The organism is Streptomyces sp. NBC_00249 (genome assembly GCF_026342355.1).
Classification (GTDB): Bacteria; Actinomycetota; Actinomycetes; order Streptomycetales; family Streptomycetaceae; genus Streptomyces.
Window position 1 is genome coordinate 170,429 of sequence record NZ_JAPEMV010000008.1, and the last position, 17,549, is coordinate 187,977.

At 71.9% G+C, this 17,549-nt stretch carries 15 protein-coding genes; 3 read left to right on the forward strand and 12 right to left on the reverse strand.

All coding sequences use genetic code 11. From position 1 onward, the window contains the following. The first annotated feature begins 32 nt into the window (after positions 1 to 32). On the forward strand, positions 33 to 1,139 hold the full coding sequence (locus OOK31_RS30490) for a M48 family metallopeptidase (RefSeq protein ID WP_267090603.1): 1,107 nt from the start codon (positions 33 to 35) through the stop codon (positions 1,137 to 1,139). Here OOK31_RS30490 and OOK31_RS30495 read toward each other — a convergent pair. The 7 genes from OOK31_RS30495 to OOK31_RS30525 form a co-directional block, all read right to left on the reverse strand. Then, positions 1,123 to 2,331 carry a hypothetical protein gene (locus tag OOK31_RS30495; RefSeq protein ID WP_267090604.1) on the reverse strand — a complete coding sequence of 403 codons (1,209 nt, stop codon included), beginning with the start codon at positions 2,329 to 2,331 and terminating at the stop codon, positions 1,123 to 1,125. The two genes, OOK31_RS30490 and OOK31_RS30495, sit on opposite strands and share 17 nt — an antisense overlap. Positions 2,332 to 2,399: 68 nt before the next feature. Then, entirely contained in the window at positions 2,400 to 2,942 is a 543-nt protein-coding gene (locus OOK31_RS30500; RefSeq protein ID WP_267090605.1) for a hypothetical protein, read from the reverse strand. A 77-nt stretch (positions 2,943 to 3,019) separates the two neighbouring features. Then, the gene (locus OOK31_RS30505; protein ID WP_267090606.1) at positions 3,020 to 4,306 is read right to left on the reverse strand and encodes a glutamate-5-semialdehyde dehydrogenase; all 1,287 of its coding nucleotides are present in this window, start codon (positions 4,304 to 4,306) and stop codon (positions 3,020 to 3,022) included. A gap of 709 nt (positions 4,307 to 5,015) precedes the next feature. Then, positions 5,016 to 5,420: a hypothetical protein gene (locus OOK31_RS30510; protein WP_323188277.1), complete on the reverse strand. Its 405-nt coding sequence runs from the start codon at positions 5,418 to 5,420 to the stop codon at positions 5,016 to 5,018. An 83-nt stretch (positions 5,421 to 5,503) separates the two neighbouring features. Further along, the gene (proB, locus tag OOK31_RS30515) at positions 5,504 to 6,631 is read right to left on the reverse strand and encodes a glutamate 5-kinase (protein ID WP_267090608.1); all 1,128 of its coding nucleotides are present in this window, start codon (positions 6,629 to 6,631) and stop codon (positions 5,504 to 5,506) included. A gap of 95 nt (positions 6,632 to 6,726) precedes the next feature. Then, a complete protein-coding gene (locus tag OOK31_RS30520) occupies positions 6,727 to 7,185 on the reverse strand; it encodes a GtrA family protein (RefSeq protein ID WP_267090609.1) in 459 nt (152 codons plus the stop codon). Continuing rightward, positions 7,182 to 8,156, reverse strand: coding sequence for a glycosyltransferase family 2 protein (locus tag OOK31_RS30525; RefSeq protein WP_267090610.1), 975 nt, complete (start codon positions 8,154 to 8,156; stop codon positions 7,182 to 7,184). Before OOK31_RS30525 ends, OOK31_RS30520 begins: the two co-directional genes overlap by 4 nt. A gap of 159 nt (positions 8,157 to 8,315) precedes the next feature. Here OOK31_RS30525 and OOK31_RS30530 point away from each other — a divergent pair, with 159 nt between their 5' ends. Together OOK31_RS30530 and OOK31_RS30535 are read left to right on the forward strand one after the other, a co-directional pair. Beyond that, positions 8,316 to 11,186, forward strand: coding sequence for a bifunctional glycosyltransferase family 2 protein/CDP-glycerol:glycerophosphate glycerophosphotransferase (locus OOK31_RS30530; protein ID WP_267090611.1), 2,871 nt, complete (start codon positions 8,316 to 8,318; stop codon positions 11,184 to 11,186). Next, positions 11,183 to 12,337 carry a glycosyltransferase gene (locus OOK31_RS30535; RefSeq protein WP_267090612.1) on the forward strand — a complete coding sequence of 385 codons (1,155 nt, stop codon included), beginning with the start codon at positions 11,183 to 11,185 and terminating at the stop codon, positions 12,335 to 12,337. Before OOK31_RS30530 ends, OOK31_RS30535 begins: the two co-directional genes overlap by 4 nt. A 77-nt stretch (positions 12,338 to 12,414) precedes the next feature. On the opposite strand, the gene galE is transcribed toward OOK31_RS30535, so the two are convergent. The 5 genes from galE to rplU all read right to left on the reverse strand — a co-directional run bounded on the left by galE (position 12,415) and on the right by rplU (position 17,335). Continuing rightward, positions 12,415 to 13,434 carry a UDP-glucose 4-epimerase GalE gene (galE, locus tag OOK31_RS30540; protein ID WP_267090613.1) on the reverse strand — a complete coding sequence of 340 codons (1,020 nt, stop codon included), beginning with the start codon at positions 13,432 to 13,434 and terminating at the stop codon, positions 12,415 to 12,417. Between the two features lie 16 nt (positions 13,435 to 13,450). Continuing rightward, positions 13,451 to 15,088 (reverse strand): glycosyltransferase, encoded by a 1,638-nt coding sequence (locus tag OOK31_RS30545; protein ID WP_267090614.1) that lies wholly within the window; start codon positions 15,086 to 15,088, stop codon positions 13,451 to 13,453. Positions 15,089 to 15,132: 44 nt separating this feature from the next. Next, positions 15,133 to 16,578: a GTPase ObgE gene (obgE, locus tag OOK31_RS30550; protein WP_267090615.1), complete on the reverse strand. Its 1,446-nt coding sequence runs from the start codon at positions 16,576 to 16,578 to the stop codon at positions 15,133 to 15,135. A 168-nt stretch (positions 16,579 to 16,746) separates the two neighbouring features. After that, positions 16,747 to 17,001: a 50S ribosomal protein L27 gene (gene rpmA, locus OOK31_RS30555; protein WP_048480572.1), complete on the reverse strand. Its 255-nt coding sequence runs from the start codon at positions 16,999 to 17,001 to the stop codon at positions 16,747 to 16,749. Positions 17,002 to 17,014: 13 nt separating this feature from the next. Next, on the reverse strand, positions 17,015 to 17,335 hold the full coding sequence (gene rplU, locus OOK31_RS30560; protein WP_030159347.1) for a 50S ribosomal protein L21: 321 nt from the start codon (positions 17,333 to 17,335) through the stop codon (positions 17,015 to 17,017). Positions 17,336 to 17,549: the final 214 nt, after the last annotated feature.

Sequence of the window (17,549 nt, forward strand, 5' to 3'; positions counted from 1 at the left end):
GGCACCACAGGCCGATCGAGGGGGAGGGCCCTATGACGGACACCGGATTCGAGAAGGCACCGGCACGGAACCGCAGGCGGTTCCCCGGTATTTCCTCGCGGGCGTACGAGCACCCCGCGGACCGTTCGGCGCTGGTGGCGCTGCGCAAACTGACGGGCTTCGACACGGTGTTCAAGGCGCTCAGCGGCCTGCTCCCGGAGCGCAGCCTGCGGCTGCTGTTCCTGTCGGACTCGGTGCGGGTGGGCGAGACCCAGTTCCCCCACCTGTACGAGATGCTGCGCGACGCCTGTTACATCCTGGACCTGGAGAAGGTCCCCCAGATGTACGTGCAGCAGGACCCGAAGCCCAATGCCATGTGCATCGGGCTGGACGAGCCGATCATCGTGGTCACGACCGGGCTGGTGGAGCTCCTCGACGAGGAGGAGATGCGGGCGGTGGTGGGCCACGAGGTGGGCCACGCCCTGTCCGGGCACGCCGTGTACCGCACGATCCTGCTGTTCCTGACGACGCTCGCGGTGAAGGTGGCGTGGATCCCGCTGGGCAATGTGGCGATCATGGCGCTCGTCACCGCGCTGCGGGAGTGGTTCCGCAAGTCGGAGCTGTCGGCTGACCGGGCGGGACTGCTGGTGGGGCAGGACGTGAACGCCTCGATGCGCGGGCTGATGAAGCTGGCGGGCGGCAACCACCTCCACGAGATGAACGTGGACGCCTTCCTGGCCCAGGCCGAGGAGTACGAGCAGAGCGGGGACCTGCGCGACTCCGTCCTGAAGATCCTCAATGTGCTGCCCCGGACGCACCCCTTCGCCACCGTGCGCGCGGCCGAGCTGAAGAAGTGGTCCCAGAACCGCGACTACCAGCGGGTCATGGACGGCCACTACCCGCGCCGGGAGGAGGACAAGGACACCTCGGTGACCGACTCCTTCCGCCAGTCCGCCTCGCACTACGCGGAGTCGGTGCGCACCAGCAAGGATCCGCTGATGAAGCTGGTCGGCGACATAGCCGGTGGCGCGGGCGACCTCGGCGGCAAGCTGCGAGACAGGTTCACCGGCGCGGGCGCGGGCACCGGCGGTTCCCCGGACGCGAAGGACCCCAAGGGCTCTGAGGGCACCTACGGCGGGGGCGCTACGGAGCGGGGCTGACCGAGGATCCGCCCTCCGGCGGGGCGGGTGTCCGGGCCGTCGGCGGCGCGGGCATCTGCGAGGGCGGGGCCGTCGCCGCTCCGGCGGTGGCCAGGACGCCGCACAGCCCGGCGGTGCGCCTCGGGTGGCCGCTGGCGTACGGGTCGCTCGCGGGCGGTCCGACGGTGGTGGGTCCGGCTCCGGCCAGCAGGGGGCGGAAGCCTTCGGCGGGCTCGGTGGCGCAGTCCTGCGGCCCGGCCATCACGTAGGCGGAGGCCAGCTCCGCGCGGCGCGCCGTGAGGTCCTCCCGGTCGAAGCGCAGCCGCAGCTCGCGGCGGACGGTGAAGAGCGAGGCCCCGTCGACGGCGGCGGGCGGCCCGGCCGCCGGGCGCACGGCGTACACGAAAGTGTGGTCGGAGGTGACCTCCAGCACCTCGGGGCTCAGCTCCTGGACGTCGAGGGTGCCGCTGACGCGGACCCGGGAGTCGGCCATCACGGCGGTGCGGGGGTCGAAGCGGACCAGCCAGCCGGTGGCGGCGTGCCGGCCGTCGCCCGAGGGCGCGGCGATGCTCTCGTCGAACTGCGCGAGCTGGCCGGGGTCGAGCAGGACCCGGACGGGCCGGGAGGCGGTGCCGGAGAGGACGTCGGGGTCCAGCGAGGACTGCACGAGGTAGTCCTTGGCGATGGACAGCGCGGCGACGACCTGGCTCTCGGCGAAGTGGTGGGTGCGGCGCACGGCCGGAAGGGTGATCCCGGCCGCCCCGACCCGGTACTCGGCGGCGGGGCTGTGCGCGTAGAGGTCGGCGGGCCGGCCGCCGGGCACCGCCCCGGCGGGCGCGAGGGGGACGACGGTGCTGGTGAGGGGTTCGGTGCCGCCGTCGGCCGGGGGCATGTAGGGGTTGCGCAGACCCATGTAGACGGCGACCGCGAAAGCGGTGGCGATGAGCAGCACGAGCAGCATGCCCTGCCGGGCGCCGCGCCCCGGGCGGCCCGTCCCGTGGGACGCGGAGCCGGCTCCCGACCAGATGGAGCGGCTGCGGACGGCCCGCGCGTGTTCGCCCATGCGTTCCTGGGCGGAGAACTCCTGGAGCCGGGCAGCGCGGACGAAGTCCTCGTCGAACACCACCGACCGGTACTCGTCCGGGCGTAGTTCGTCGTCACCCCCGCCGATGCCCTCGGGGGTGCCGCCTGGTGGATCTCCTGGAACGGCCATCGCTTCTCCCCGCTGTCCCCGCTTCAGAGAAGCCCCCAGCTCCGGCACAGGCGAGCGGGGTCGTACCTTCAGGGTTGGCGAACGACGGGGTACGTAAACGCACCGACGCCGGTGACTTCCCTGAGCGGCGTACTGGCGGGCGCAGGTGCGGGGTCCGCCTCGCCGGCGGCGCTGCGGTAGACGGCGCTGAAGGCCAGGGCGACCATGCCGAGCCCCATCACGACGGCGAGCACCCAGGCGACGGGGCGCAGCCAGGGCGATCGGCCGCGGTAGGGGCGCAGGCTGCCGCCGTAGGCCCCGTACGGGCCTTCGGCGTAGCCGTAGCCGTAGTGGCCGGCCTCCCAGCCGGGGTCGTCGAGTCCGTAGCCCTCGGGGTAGCCGTGGTCCTCGTCCTCTCCGGACCAGCCTCCGGTGACGCGGGCTGCTTCGGCCTCCGCGCGGGCGCGGTCGGCGGTGCGCTGGCGCTCGGCCGCGCTCGGTTCATGGATCTCGGCGTTCCGGACGAAGGCCTCGTCGAACACCACGGAGGCGAAGTCCTGATCCGCGCCTCCGCGGTCGTCGTCGGGCTCCCCGTCGTCCGGGAACGGCTTGCCCCCCACGTCGTCCGGCACGAGACCAACATAGACCTGGGGGGCTGCTTTGGGCAGGGTGCAATCCGGAATCCGGCCACACCGCGTTTTGGGGACGATTACCGTACGTGACCGTCGCCGGTGACGATGTACTTGGTGGAGGTGAGCTCGGGAAGGCCCATCGGGCCCCGGGCGTGCAGCTTCTGCGTGGAGATGCCGATCTCGGCGCCGAAGCCGAACTGACCACCGTCGGTGAACCGGGTGGAGGCGTTCACGGCGACCGTGGTGGAGTCGACCAGCTGGGTGAAGCGGCGGGCGGCGGCCTGCGAGGTGGTGACGATCGCCTCGGTGTGGCCGGAGGTCCAGCGGCGGATGTGGGTGACGGCGTCGTCGAGGGAGTCCACGACGGCGGCGGCGATGTCGTAGGAGAGATACTCGGCGGCCCAGTCCTCGTCGGTGGCGGGCAGGGCCGTCACCTTGGACTCCTCGGCGTACGAGAGCACCTCGGCGTCACCGTGCACGGTCACCCCGGCGTCCGCGAGGGCGTCCAGCGCCAGCGGGAGGAAGGCCCCGGCGATGTCGCGGTGCACGAGGAGGGTCTCGGCGGCGTTGCAGACGGAGGGCCGCTGCGCCTTGGAGTTGATGAGGATGTCCACGGCCATGGCGAGGTCGGCCTGGGCGTCGACGTAGACGTGGCAGTTGCCGGTACCGGTCTCGATGACCGGGACGGTGGACTCCTCGACGACGGTCTTGATGAGGGACGCGCCGCCGCGCGGGATGAGGACGTCGACGAGGCCGCGGGCGCGCATCAGCTCGCGGACGGAGTCGCGGGACTCGCCGGGGACGAGCTGGATCGCGTCGGCGGGCAGTCCGGCGCTCTCGATCGCGTCGCGGAGGATGCCGACGAGGGCGGTGTTGGAGGCGTAGGCGGAGGAGCTGCCGCGCAGGAGCACGGCGTTGCCGGACTTCAGGCAGAGGGCGGCGGCGTCGACGGTGACGTTGGGGCGGGCCTCGTAGATGATGCCGACGACGCCGAGCGGGACGCGGATCTGGCGGATGTCGATGCCGTTGGGGAGGGTGTTGCCGCGGACGACCTCGCCGACGGGGTCGGGGAGGGCGGCGACGTCGCGGACGTCGGAGGCGATGGCGGCGACGCGCTCGGGGGTGAGGGTGAGGCGGTCGATGACGGTCTCGCTGGTGCCGGCCGCGGCGGCCTTCGCCGTGTCGACGGCGTTGGCGGCGACGATCTCGGCCGTGCGGGCCTCCAGCGCGTCCGCGATGGCCAGCAGGGCCGTGTCCTTCGCGGACCGCGGGAGTGGGGCGATGGCCGCGGCCGCGGTGCGGGCGGCTCGCGCGGTGGCGAGGACGGGCGAGGTGGTGGCGGTGGCGTCGTCGAGCGAGGTCATGCGGCCAGGGTAGTCCCCGCCGCCGGGCGCCCGGCCGCGATTCCATCCCCCGAGACACCCCGCCCTGTCCCGGGCCCGGGACACCCCGGCCGGCCCCCGCACCGGGCCGCCGGCCGCCGCGACTCGGCTCGCGCCGACCCCGCTCCGGGGCCGCTACCGCCCGGGCCCGGGCCCCTCCCCGCAACGCCGGCCCGAGCCGAACGGAGGTGTGCCGCTGCGCGGGCTCCTCCCCGCCCCACCCTTCGCCCGTTCCCCGGGCGCTGCCCGGCCCCGCGCCTCAAACGCCGGCGCGGCTGAAAGCCCCTGGGGCTCCGCCCCAGACCCCGCGCCTCAAACGCCGGCGGGGCTGGATGTGGCTGGCGTAGCCGTTCGTCGCGGCTGGGGTGCCCGGAGGGCACTCCCAGCCCCGCCAGGGGGCACCTCCCAGCGGTAGCTGGGGGAGTTTGAGGCGCGGGCGCGGAGCGCCGTGTCGTGATGCGCGCCCAGCGCGAAAGGGACAGCCCGGCCCACCCAGCCCCGCCGGCGTTTGAGGCGGGAACGGTGGAAGGGCGGGTAGGGGACCCCGCCCCGCGCAGCGGGCAACGGTCCGCAGACGAAAGACGGGCCCGGCCACCCGAACCGGCCCCGCCCGGCCACCGCCGGCCGGAGGCCGGCGCAGCGGCGCGAAGCCGGTAAGGCCCGCCAGGGCCGCACCGCGCGAGCGGCGCGTCTAATAGGGGTGCACGCCCACCGGGTGGGCCGGGGGTGGGCCGTAGCCTTCCGCGACGCGTTGGCGGTAGGTCGCGCGGTCGATGACCTCGAGGCCGACGATCTCCCACGGCGGCAGCTGCGCCGACGAGCGGTGTTCGCCCCAGAGCCGCAGCGCGACGGCGGCCGCGTCGTGGAGGTCGCGGGCCTCCTCCCAGTACCGGATCTCCGCGTGGTCGTCGGCGTACCGGCTGGTCAGCAGGAAGGGGTGGTCGTGGGCCAGTTGTTCCAGTCCGCGTCGGACCTCGGACAGCGGCGCCGGCTTGCCGGAAACGCTGAGGGTGACGTGCCAGAGCCGGGAGACGTCCTGCTCCTCGCCACCGCCACCGTCCCCGGTGCTGACGCTGGTCAGCGCTCGTCTCACCAGCCGCCTCCTGTCTGCGCCCTACGCGTGTCCGCCCCTCACAGTTGACCAGTCCCCGGCCCTGCGCGCGGCGGTTTTACCGAACCTCAGCCCTGGAGCAGCACCAGATCGTCGCGGTGGACGACCTCCCGCTCGTACGCGGGTCCGAGCTCCCGGGCAAGCTCGCGGGTGGAGCGGCCGAGGAGCTGCGGGAGTTCCTTGGCGTCGAAGTTGACGAGGCCGCGGGCGACGGCGCGGCCGTCGGCGGCGCGCAGTTCCACGGGGTCCCCGGCGGCGAAGTCGCCTTCGACGGCCGCGATGCCGGCGGCGAGCAGGGAGCTGCCGCGCTCGGTGACGGCGCGGACGGCTCCGTCGTCGAGGACGAGGTGTCCTTGCGGGGTCGACGCGTGCTGGAGCCACAGCAGCCGGTCCGCGGAGCGGCGGCCGGTGGCGTGGAAGTGCGTTCCGGTCTGCCGTCCGGACAGCGCGTCGGCGGCGTGGCTGGCGGAGGTGAGGACGACGGGGATGCCCGCGGCGGCGGCGATGCGTGCCGCTTCGACCTTGGTGACCATGCCGCCGGTGCCGACGCCCGCCTTGCCGGCGCTGCCGATGGAGACGTGGGCGATGTCCTCGGGGCCGCCGACCTCGTCGATGCGGGTGGTGCCGGGCAGCGAGGGGTCTCCGTCGTAGAGCCCGTCGACGTCGGAGAGGAGGACGAGGAGGTCGGCGCGGACGAGGTGGGCGACGAGGGCGGCGAGCCGGTCGTTGTCGCCGAAGCGGATCTCATCGGTGGCGACGGTGTCGTTCTCGTTGACGACGGGCAGCGCGCCCATCGCCAGGAGCTGGTCCAGGGTGCGGTAGGCGTTGCGGTAGTGGGCGCGGCGGCTGGTGTCGTCGGTGGTGAGGAGCACCTGGCCGACGCGGATGCCGTAGCGGGCGAAGGAGGCGGTGTACCGGGCGACGAGCAGGCCCTGGCCGACGCTGGCGGCGGCCTGCTGCCGGGCCAGGTCCTTGGGGCGGCGGCGCAGGCCGAGCGGGGAGAGTCCGGCGGCGATGGCTCCGGAGGAGACCAGGACGATCTCCTTCTCGCCGCCGCTGCGGGCCTTGGCCAGGACGTCGACCAGCGCGTCCACGCGGTCGGCGTCGAGTCCGCCCTCCGCCGTGGTCAGGGAGGAGGATCCGACCTTGACCACGATCCTGCGGGCGTCCACGACACCTTGCCTAGCCGCTGACACGTCTTTCCCCTTGCCCCTCGCCCGGCCGGGAACCGGCCGGAGAACCACTGTCCGCCCCAATCTACGGGGTGGCGCGCCACGGCCGCGGCCGGGTTTCAGACCGTGGACGAGGTCCGCTCGGGTGCGGGCTCGGCGGTGGGTCCGGTGCCGGGGGTCAGGATCTTGCGGGAGAGCAGGAAGGTGAACGGGATGGCCACGACGGCCGCGACGAGCGGGGCGATGCGGGTGTCCAGCCCGGCCCAGGTCACCAGGGCGTAGAGGCCGGCCGACTGGATCACGTAGTTCGTGACGTTCGTCAGCGGGAAGAGGAGGAATTTCTTCCAGGTGGGGCGGGTGCGGTAGGTGAAGTAGGTGTTCATGAAGAACGACCCGATCATCGACAGCACGAAGGCCAGGGTGTACGCGGCGAAGTAGGGCAGCCACGGGTGCAGCAGCAGGTAGATGCCGAAGAAGGTGCCGGTGTTGACCCCGCCCACCAGGGCGAAGCGGAGGATCTGGCCGAGCTGCTCCCGCCGGGTGCGGTCGGCGGGAGGAGCGGGCGTCGGGGAGGTCATCGGCTGCTGCGCTCCGCGATCACTGCTTCGGAGATCCCGGGGACGCGTTCGGCGCCGTGGGCCTCCTTGACGAGGAAGTGCGGGCGGCGCTTGGTCTCGTAGTAGATGCGGCCGATGTACTCGCCGATCAGGCCCAGCATGATCATCTGGACGCCGCCGATACCGGCGATCATCGCGACCAGGGTGACGTAGCCGGGCGAGTCGATGCCGTTGGTGATCGCCATGACGGTGATCCACAGCGCGTACAGGACGGTCAGGCCGACCAGCGACACGCCCAGCCAGATGCCGATGCGCAGCGGCCGGTTGTTGAAGGAGATCAGGCCGTCCATGCCGTAGTTCAGCAGGGCGCCGAACTTCCACTTCGTCTCGCCGGCCTCGCGCTGGGCGTTCTGGTAGTCGAAGTGGACGGTGTCGAAGCCGATCCAGGAGAAGAGGCCCTTGGAGAAGCGGTTGTACTCGGGGAGCGCGAGGAGTGCGTCGACGGCGGGGCGGGACAGCAGCCGGAAGTCGCCGACCCCGTCGGTGAGCTCGACGTCCACCCAGCGGTTGACGCCGCGGTAGTAGAGGCGGCTGAGCGCGGAGCGGACCTTCTTGTCGCCCTCGCGGGTGCGCCGGGCGATGACCTGGTCGTGGCCCTGCCGGTAGTGCTCCAGCATGGTGGCGATGAGCTCCGGCGGGTGCTGGAGGTCGGCGTCCATGATCACCACGGCGTCGCCGGTGGCCTCGCGCAGTCCGGCGAGCATGCCGGCCTCCTTGCCGAAGTTGCGGCTGAAGGAGACGTACCGGGTGCGGTCGCCGTGCTCGGCGGCGATCGCACGGAGTTTGCCGAGGGTGCCGTCGCGGCTGCCGTCGTCGACGTAGCAGACCTCGTACTCGACGGGCAGAGCGTCCAGAACCTTGCGGATCTCGACGTCGAAGCTGTCGATGACGGCTTCTTCGTTGTAGCAAGGGACGACTACGGACAGCTTCATGAACAACTTCCTGCCAGGTCCGAACGGGTGATTATGGATGGCCGGCCCCACCACTCAGCTCTTCCTTAGAAGTATGCACGCCGGGCGTCGGCCTGCCTGAGTCGTGTGCCGCACACGGTAGCTTTGACGGGATAAGCGGAATGGAACGAAGGGATCGAGGTGCACGTGCCTGACGTCTCCGTGGTCGTCATCGTCTACAACGACGCAGAGCGTCTGCCGACAGCCGTCCAGTCGGTTTTGGACCAGACCCTGCGCGGGGTCGAAGTCGTGATCGTGGACGACTGCAGCAAGGACCGGTCCTACGCGGTCGCCAAGGAGCTCGAAGCAGCGCATCCGGGACGGGTGCGCGCCTTCCAGCTGCCGCAGAACAGCGGCGGCTGCGGCGCGCCGCGCAACCACGGCATCCAGCAGGCCACCGGCACCTACGTCATGTTCCTGGACAGCGACGACGTGCTGGAGCGCAACGCCTGCCGCAACATGCTGGCGGCCGCCGAGCGCACCGGCTCCGACCTGGTCTCCGGCATGTGCGTGCGGGTCCACCTCGACAACCGGTGGGGCAAGACCACCGAGTGGTACCCGTGGATCTACGCGCGCACCCGCACGCTGGAGTCGATCACCGAGTACCCGGACCTGCTGGTCTACGACACGCTCTCCACGAACAAGTGCTACCGCCGCGCGTTCCTGCTGGAGCAGGGCCTGGAGTTCCCGGTCGGCATCCACTACGAGGACCTGCTGTTCTCGGCGCAGGCGTACGTCGCCGCCCGCCGCATCACGCTGATCCCCAACCACGTGTACTTCTGGAACGTGGTCGAGAAGGCCTCGGCGAAGTCGATCAGCAACCGGCGCCACGAGATCGCGAACTTCGTCCACCGGATGGAGATCCACCGCCGCGTCGACGAGCTGCTCGCCGCCAAGGGCCACACCGACATCAAGTCCGCGAAGGACACCAAGTTCCTCAAGCACGACCTGGTGCTCCACCTGCGCGACCTGCCCCTGCTCGGTGACACGTACCGCCAGGAGTTCGCCCGGCTCGCCAACGGCTACCTCGCGGGGATCGACCCGGCCGCGTACGAGAACGTCACCCACCTGCAGGCCATCTGCGCCTACCTGCTGGGCAAGGAGGACTGGGACAACCTCCTCCCGGCCGCCGACGCGATGACCAACAAGGGCCGGCTGTCCTCCCCCCTCGCCGAGCGCGACGGGCGCGTCTACTGGTGCTCCCGCCACCTCGACGACGCCGAGGGCCGCCGGATACTGGACGTCACCGACCAGGGCTTCCACACGACCGCGCTGTCGTCCCTGATCCTCGGCAACCGTCTGACCTCCTACGAGGACGACGGGCGCGGCACGGTCACCCTGTCCGGTGCCGTCGTGAACCCCCTGGGCCGGATCCAGGAGGGCGCCGAGCTGAAGGCCACGCTCGAATTCCGGGCCCGCCGCCAGATCGGGGTGCGTTCTTTCAGCTTCCCGGTGGCAACCGTGCGCCACGCCGGTGACACGATCGAGTGGACCGCCACGGCCGACGTCGGCAGCACGGTCCGCCCCCTCGGCATCATCGACGCCGTCTGGGACGTCCGCCTGAAGCTGACGGCCGGCGGCGACCGGATGACCACCCGCGTCTCCGTCGGCGGCGTCGACCTGGAGTCGGCGGCCCGGCTGCGCGTGCGCCCCCGCCTGACCCGTCTGGTGTCCGACCGGTTCGAGCCGGAGATGACCAAGAAGGGCAACCTCTCCTACGTCCTGACCGCCGAGGGCCCCGCCGCCGTGCGCACCCAGTCGCTGATCAACAGCGCGATGCACGGCAAGGCCGCGGGCGTGGTCAAGCGCGGCCTGCGCCGGGCCCTGAAGGCCCGCCGCAACATCGGCTCGGGCGAGCAGAAGGTGAAGCTCTACCACGAGGTCTTCTCGAAGCTGCCACTCAAGAAGGGCACCGTCGTCTTCGAGAGCCACATGGGCAAGCAGTACAGCGACAGCCCCAAGGCGATCTACGAGGAGATGGTGCGCCAGGGCGCGCCCTTCGAGGCGATCTGGTCCTACGCGGGCGGCAAGCCCACCGGCTTCCCCAAGGAGGCCACCCTGGTGCGCCGCTGGAGCTGGGCGTACCTGCGGGCGCTGGCCCAGGCCGAGTACTGGGTCGACAACCAGGGCTTCCCGCTGGCGCTGGCCAAGCGCCCGGGGACCACGTACATCCAGACCTGGCACGGCTCCGCCCTCAAGCGCATGGGCTTCCACGAGCCCCGTACCAAGGCGCAGGGCAAGGCCGGCCAGGACCGCTTCCAGGCGGCCGTCGACCGCTTCGACCACTTCCTGATCCGCTCCGAGCACGACGCCCGCACCCTCGCGAAGGGCTTCCGGCTGCGCGACGAGGTCCTGCTGCGCACCGGCTACCCGCGCAACGACGCCCTCGTCGAGGCGCACCGCGCGGAGGCGCAGAGCGGGGAGCGGGTGCGCGGGCCGCTCGCCGCCGAGCTGGGCATCGACCCGGACAAGAAGGTGCTGCTGTACGCGCCGACCTTCCGGGCGAACGCGGACGGCACGGTGGAGGGCTTCGAGTTCCCCTTCGACGTGGAGGAGTTCGCCGACCGGCTCGGCGACCGGTACACGCTGCTGGTGCGCACGCACTACCTCAACAGCGTCTCCCTGCCGCCGTCGGTCGCGGGCCGGGTCCTGGACGTGTCCCGCCACCACGACATCACCCCGCTGCTGGCGCTGGCCGACGGGCTGATCACCGACTACTCGTCCGTGATGTTCGACTACGCGGTGCTGGACCGGCCGATGGTGTTCTTCGCGTACGACTACGAGAAGTACTCCACCGACATCCGGGGCACCTACTTCGACCTGAAGGAGAAGGCTCCGGGCCCGGTGGTGGCCACGGCGGACGAGCTGCTGCAGGCCCTCTCCGCCTTCGACGAGGCCGACGCCAAGTACGCGCAGGCCCGTCAGCGTTTCCTCACCGAGTTCGGCGAGTACGACCGCGGGGACGCCGCCCGCCAGATCGTCGAGAAGTTCTTCACCAGGAGCGGCAAGTGAGCCAGGGCCGTGACGTCTTCATCGTCTCCAACAGCGTGGACGAGCTCGGCGGCGTGACCACCTGGTCGCACCAGATGGCCCGGCTGCTGTGCGAGCGCGGGCACCGGGTGCACATCGTCGGCATCGCGCCCGTCGCACCGGAGATCCGGCAGAAGCTGCCGCAGGACCTGCCGTACGCGATGACCACGCTCTACGACACCCACCCGCCCAGGGCCCGGCGCCTGCACGGGGTCAAGGGCCGCCTCAACGCACCCGAGCGGCGCCGTCAGGCGGCCCGGCGGGCGAAGATGCGGGACAAGGCGGAGACGCTGAGCGGCCTGTTCCGCGCGGCGGGGCCGGGCGCGGTCGTCATCGTCACCCAGGTCTGGGCGATGGAGTGGGTGGCCCTCGCCGACACCAAGGGGCTCTCGGTGATCGGCATGAGCCACGAGTCCTTCGAGGCCAGCCAGAAGTCCACCCGCGGCGAGCGGGTCCGCCGCCACTACCCGGAGGTCGACCGGCTGCTGGTGCTGACCCCGGAGGACGCGGACCTGTGGATCCGGGCCGGCATGGAGAACGTCGACAGCATGCCGAACCCGCTGCCGTTCATGCCGGACTCCCCCGCCCCGCGCACCGCGAAGGTCGTCGCGAGCGTCGGCCGCCTCGCCTTCGAGAAGGGCATGGACCTGCTGCTCGACGCGTGGGCCGACGCCGCCCCGCACCACCCCGACTGGACCCTGCGGATCTACGGGGCCGGCGCGGAGGAGCCCGCCCTGCGGGCGCACTGCTCCGCGCTCGGGCTGGACGAGTCCGTCGAGTGGATGGGCAGCACCGACGACGTGCTGGGCGCGCTGCGCGGGGCCTCCGTCTTCGCCCAGGCCTCACGGGCGGAGGGCTTCCCGATCACCCTGCTGGAGGCGATGGCGGCGGGGCTGCCGGTGGCGGCCTTCGACTGCGCGCCCGGGGTACGGGAGATCGTGCGGCACGGTGAGGACGGGCTGCTGGCCCGCCTCGGCAACACGATGGAGCTGGCCGCGCACCTGGACGCGCTGATGGCGGACGCGGATCTGCGCGACCGGCTCGGCGACACCGGTTTCCGCACTGTGCGCCGCTACTCCAGCGCCGAGATCACCGACCGGTGGGAAGAGCTGTTCGCCTTCCTGGAGCGCTGAGCGCCCCTGCGCCCCCTCCCCTGTCGCAGACGAAGCCGCCCGCCCCGGACCTGGTCCGGGGCGGGCGGCTTCGTACGTCACACGGTGTGCAGGTCCCGGTGGTTGTCCTTCGGGGCGGCGGCCGTGCGGTTGGCCTCCCAGCCCGCCCAGGCGGAGGTGACCATGTCACGGACGTCGTGGCGGGCCTTCCAGCCCAGCTCGGTCGCGATCCGGTCGGCGGAGGCCACCACCTTCGCCGGGTCGCCGGGGCGGCGCGGGGTGACGACCGGGGCGTGGGTGTGCCCGGTGCCCTCGTTCAGCAGCTCGACCATCTCCTTGACGGAGACGCCCTCGCCGCGCCCGATGTTGACCGTCAGGTCCTTGTACTCCCCGGCCGCGGCCCACTGGGCGAGGCGGCGGGCGGCCACCACGTGAGCGTCGGCGAGGTCCTCGACGTGGATGTAGTCACGGATGCAGGTGCCGTCCGGGGTCGGGTAGTCGTCGCCGAAGATCCGGGCGCCCTCGCCGGCGTCGTAGCGCTCGAAGACCATCGGGACGAGGTTGAAGACCCCGGTGTCGGCGAGCTCGGGGGTGGCCGCGCCCGCCACGTTGAAGTAGCGCAGGCAGGCGGTGGCGATGCCGTGGGCCTTGCCGGCGGCGCGGACCAGCCATTCGCCGGCCAGCTTCGTCTCGCCGTAGGGGCTCATCGGGGCGCAGGGGGTCTCCTCGGTGACCAGGTCCACGTCGGGCATGCCGTAGACGGAGGCGGAGGAGGAGAAGAGGACGTTGCGCACGCCCGCGGCGGCGACGGCCTCGAGCAGGACGGTGAGGCCCTGCACGTTCTCGTGGTAGTAGTACAGCGGCTTCTCGACGGATTCGCCGACCTGCTTCTTGCCCGCGAGGTGCACCACCCCGGTGATCTTGTGCTCGCGGAGAACCTCGTCGAGGGCGAGGCGGTCCAGCACCGAGGCCGTGACCAGCGGGACGCCCTCGGGGACGCGGTTCTCATTGCCCGTGGAGAGGTCGTCGAAGACCACGACCTTCTCCCCCGCGTGCAGCATCGCGCGGACGACGTGAGAGCCGATGTAGCCGGCCCCACCGGTGATGAGGAACGTCATGCGTATCTCCCGAGCTCTAGCGTGACCTGCGCGTGCGGGCGCGGTCGAGGCGGTTGCGTACGAAGGTCAGCGCGCCCCCGGCGCCGGGCGCGAGGCGCAGCGCCAGTGCTCCGGCGGCCGTGCGGTAGGGCTGCGCCAGCAGAACACCGTACCGGCTGCTCGGCAGGGCCCGGCGGCGGAGGAGCCCGCCGAGGGGGCGCAGGGAGGTGAGCAGGGAGCTCCCGTCGGCGCACCGCACCTCCACCCGGACGTCCCAGGCCTGCATCCCGCGCAGCCCGCGGCGGCGCCCCACGGCGGCCAGCGCGGCGAGCCGGAAGGGTGACTCGGCGCTCCAGCCGTCGCCGTCGGCGGCGGGCCGCAGCGCGGCCGGGCGCACCAGGACGGGTTCGCCGCCCGCGCGGGGTACGAAGCGCAGCTCGGCGGTGCGCGGCCCGGCCCCGTCGAGGCGCCCGTACAGGTCGCGGACCCGGAGCCGGACCGTGTGGCCGGCGGCGGGTTCGGCGTCGACGGTGACGGGCAGCTCGGCGACGGGCAGGTCCGCGAGCCCGTCCAGCGGGACCGGCAGTTCCCGGCTCCACACCGGCGCCCCGTCGGCGGCGGTGGCGTACGGGGGCACCAGCCGGGGCGGCTCGGCGGCGAGCCGGGTGAGGCGCTCCAGGTCGGCGGGCGGCTCCGGCGCGGCCAGCAGGACGCGTGCGGTCCAGCGGGCGCGGGCGGGCGCGGCCTCGATGTCGGCCTCGGCGAAGCCGGCCACGTAGTCGCGGGTCAGGGTCCACCAGGCGGCCCGGTAGGCGGGGTCGGCGCCGATCTCGCGCAGGTACATGCGCAGGTCGTAGTCGAGGAACTTGGCCTGGCAGGCCCGGCCCAGTTCCGGGGAGGCGGCGGCGAGGGTCCGGGAGGCGGCGGCGTGGGCCTCGACGCGGGAGCGCCAGTTGGAGACGTCCCCGCGGTCCAGGGAGATCGACACCTGGGCGGCGCGCCGGCGCACGTGCCAGACGTAGACGAGGTCGCCGACGACGGCGATGCGGGGGGCCGCGGCCAGGACGCGGGCGGTGAAGACGAAGTCCTCGTAGACGAAGCGGCCGTCGGGGAAACGGATCGCGTGCTTCTCCAGGAAGGAACGCGCGTATAGCTTGTTGACGCAGAGGGTGTCGCGGACCAGCTCGGGCCGGTCGGCGGGGTGCTCGATGACCTCGCCCGGCGTGTGCAGGCCGGGCATCCAGGGCACGTCGCGGCCCTCGGGCAGCTCGCGGCGCACGCACGCGCCGACCGTGACCGGCGCCCGGTGCTCCTCGGCGGCCCGGACGAGGGCCTCGGCGGCGCCCGGCGGCAGCACGTCGTCGCTGTCCAGGAAGAGGACGTACGGGGAGGCCGCGGCCGCGATCCCGTCGTTGCGCGGGGTGCCGCAGCCGCCGCTGTTCTCCGTGCGGCGCAGGACCTTGACCCGGGGGTGGGCGGCGGCCAGCGCCTCCAGCACCTCCGGCGTCCCGTCCGAGGAGGCGTCGTCGACGGCGATGACCTCGGCGACGACCGGGCCCTGGGCGAGGGCCGAGGAGACGGCCTCGCCCACGAGCCCGGCGTCGTTGTACGCGATCACCACGACGGAGACCGAGGGTCCCGCGGGGGCGTCCGTGCTGGAATTGCTGCTGCTCACCCGCAGGATCCTAGGCGACCGGCGTAAAGCGGAGTTCAAACCCGTCAGAACGGGCGGAACTCGTCGTACTCCTTCTGCGCGGAGTCCCCGCGCTGGGCTTCCTTGTCCTTGCGGCGGGTGGTGGCCGGACGCGGGGCGTCCAGACGGTGGTCCTCACCGCGGCGGCCCAGCATCTCGGCGCCGGCCATGACGGTCGGCTCCCAGTCGAAGACGACGGCGTTCTCGTCGGAGCCGATGGCGACGCCGTCACCGGCGCGGGCGCCGGCCTTCTTCAGCGCTTCCTCGACACCGAGGCGGTTGAGGCGGTCCGCGAGGTAGCCGACGGCCTCGTCGTTGTTGAAGTCGGTCTGGCGCACCCAGCGCTCCGGCTTCTCGCCGCGCACCTTGTAGACGTCCTCGACCTCGTCGTAGGTGACGGTGAAGCCGGCGTCGTCCACGGCCTTCGGGCGGATGACGATACGGGTCGCCTCCTCCTTCGGCTTGCGGGCGCGGGCCTTCGCGATGCCCTCGGCGAGGAAGTAGGAGAGCTCCTTCAGGCCCGTACGGGCGACCGCGGAGACCTCGAAGACCTTGTAGCCGCGGGCCTCCAGGTCCGGGCGGACCATGTCGGCGAGCTCCTGGCCGTCGGGGATGTCGACCTTGTTCAGGACGACGAGGCGCGGGCGCTTCTCCAGGCCGCCGCCGTAGAGCCGGAGCTCCTCCTCGATGACGTCGAGGTCGGCGATCGGGTCGCGGTCGGACTCCAGCGTGGCGGTGTCCAGGACGTGCACCAGCACCGAGCAGCGCTCGACGTGGCGCAGGAACTCCAGGCCGAGGCCGCGGCCCTGGCTGGCGCCGGGGATCAGGCCCGGGACGTCGGCGATCGTGTAGACCGTCGAGCCGGCGGTGACGACGCCCAGGTTCGGGACCAGGGTGGTGAAGGGGTAGTCCGCGATCTTCGGCTTGGCCGAGGACAGCACCGAGATCAGCGAGGACTTGCCGGCGCTCGGGAAGCCGACCAGCGCCACGTCGGCGACGGTCTTGAGCTCCAGGACGATGTCGCCGGTGGTGCCGGGGACGCCGAGGAGCGCGAAGCCGGGGGCCTTGCGGCGGGCGGAGGAGAGCGCGGCGTTGCCGAGACCGCCGCGGCCGCCCTCGGCGGCCACGTAGGTGGTGCCCTGGCCGACGAGGTCGGCGAGGACGTTGCCCTCCTTGTCGAGGACGACGGTGCCGTCCGGCACGGGCAGGACCAGGTCCTGGCCGTCCTTGCCGGAGCGGTTGTCACCCGCGCCGGGCTTGCCGTTGGTGGCCTTGCGGTGGGGGCTGTGGTGGTAGTCCAGCAGGGTGGTGATCGCCTGCTCCACCACCAGGATGACGTCGCCGCCACGGCCGCCGTTGCCGCCGTCGGGGCCGCCGAGCGGCTTGAACTTCTCCCGGTGTACGGAGGCGCAGCCGTGGCCCCCGTTACCCGCGGCGACATGCAGCTCGACGCGGTCCACGAAGGTGGTCATGGTTGTTCCTCCAGATACATGCGGGAATGTCCCGGGCAGGCCTTGCTGCCCATTTAACGTGTCTATGTGACAACGCGCCGAGGGCGGACCTCTCTTCCCGGCGTGAGCCGGGAAGAGCTGAGATCCGCCCTCGGGAAGTTCAGTACGCCGTGATCAGCAGGAGCTGGATCAGGCGGCCGGAACGATGTTGACGACCTTGCGGCCACGGTGCGTGCCGAACTCGACGGCACCCGCCTGCAGCGCGAACAGCGTGTCGTCGCCGCCACGGCCCACACCCGAACCGGGGTGGAAGTGGGTGCCGCGCTGGCGGACGAGGATCTCACCAGCGGAAACGACCTGACCGCCGAAGCGCTTCACGCCGAGCCGCTGAGCATTGGAATCGCGCCCGTTCCGGGTGGACGATGCGCCCTTCTTGTGTGCCATGTCTCAGTCCCTCTTACTTCGCAGCCGTGGGGATACCGGTGACCTTGATCGCCGTGTACTGCTGGCGGTGACCCTGGCGACGGCGGTAGCCGGTCTTGTTCTTGTAGCGCAGGATGTCGATCTTGGCGCCCTTGTGGTGGTCCACGATCTCGGCCTGAACCTTGATCCCGGCCAGCACCCACGGGTCGCTGGTCACGGCGTCGCCGTCGACAACGAGCAGGGTCGAGAGCTCGACCGTGTCGCCAACCTTGGCAGTGGAAATCTTGTCAACCTCAACGATGTCGCCGACAGCAACCTTGTGCTGGCGACCACCGCTGCGCACGATGGCGTACACGCGGATCTCTCTCTCACTCGGGACGGATGCTCCTGAAGCCAGCCACTCACGCGGGCCGGGGCCCACGGTGATCCGGAATTGGACGAGCGGCCTCTCCCGTGACTCCGGCCGCTTGCGCGGACGGTGCGGGAGGAAGGTGCTCAGGAGCGCGACGCACGCTGAACGGGTAATCGTTCAAGACACGCCGACGGTCTAGGTTACGGGGCTGGTCCCA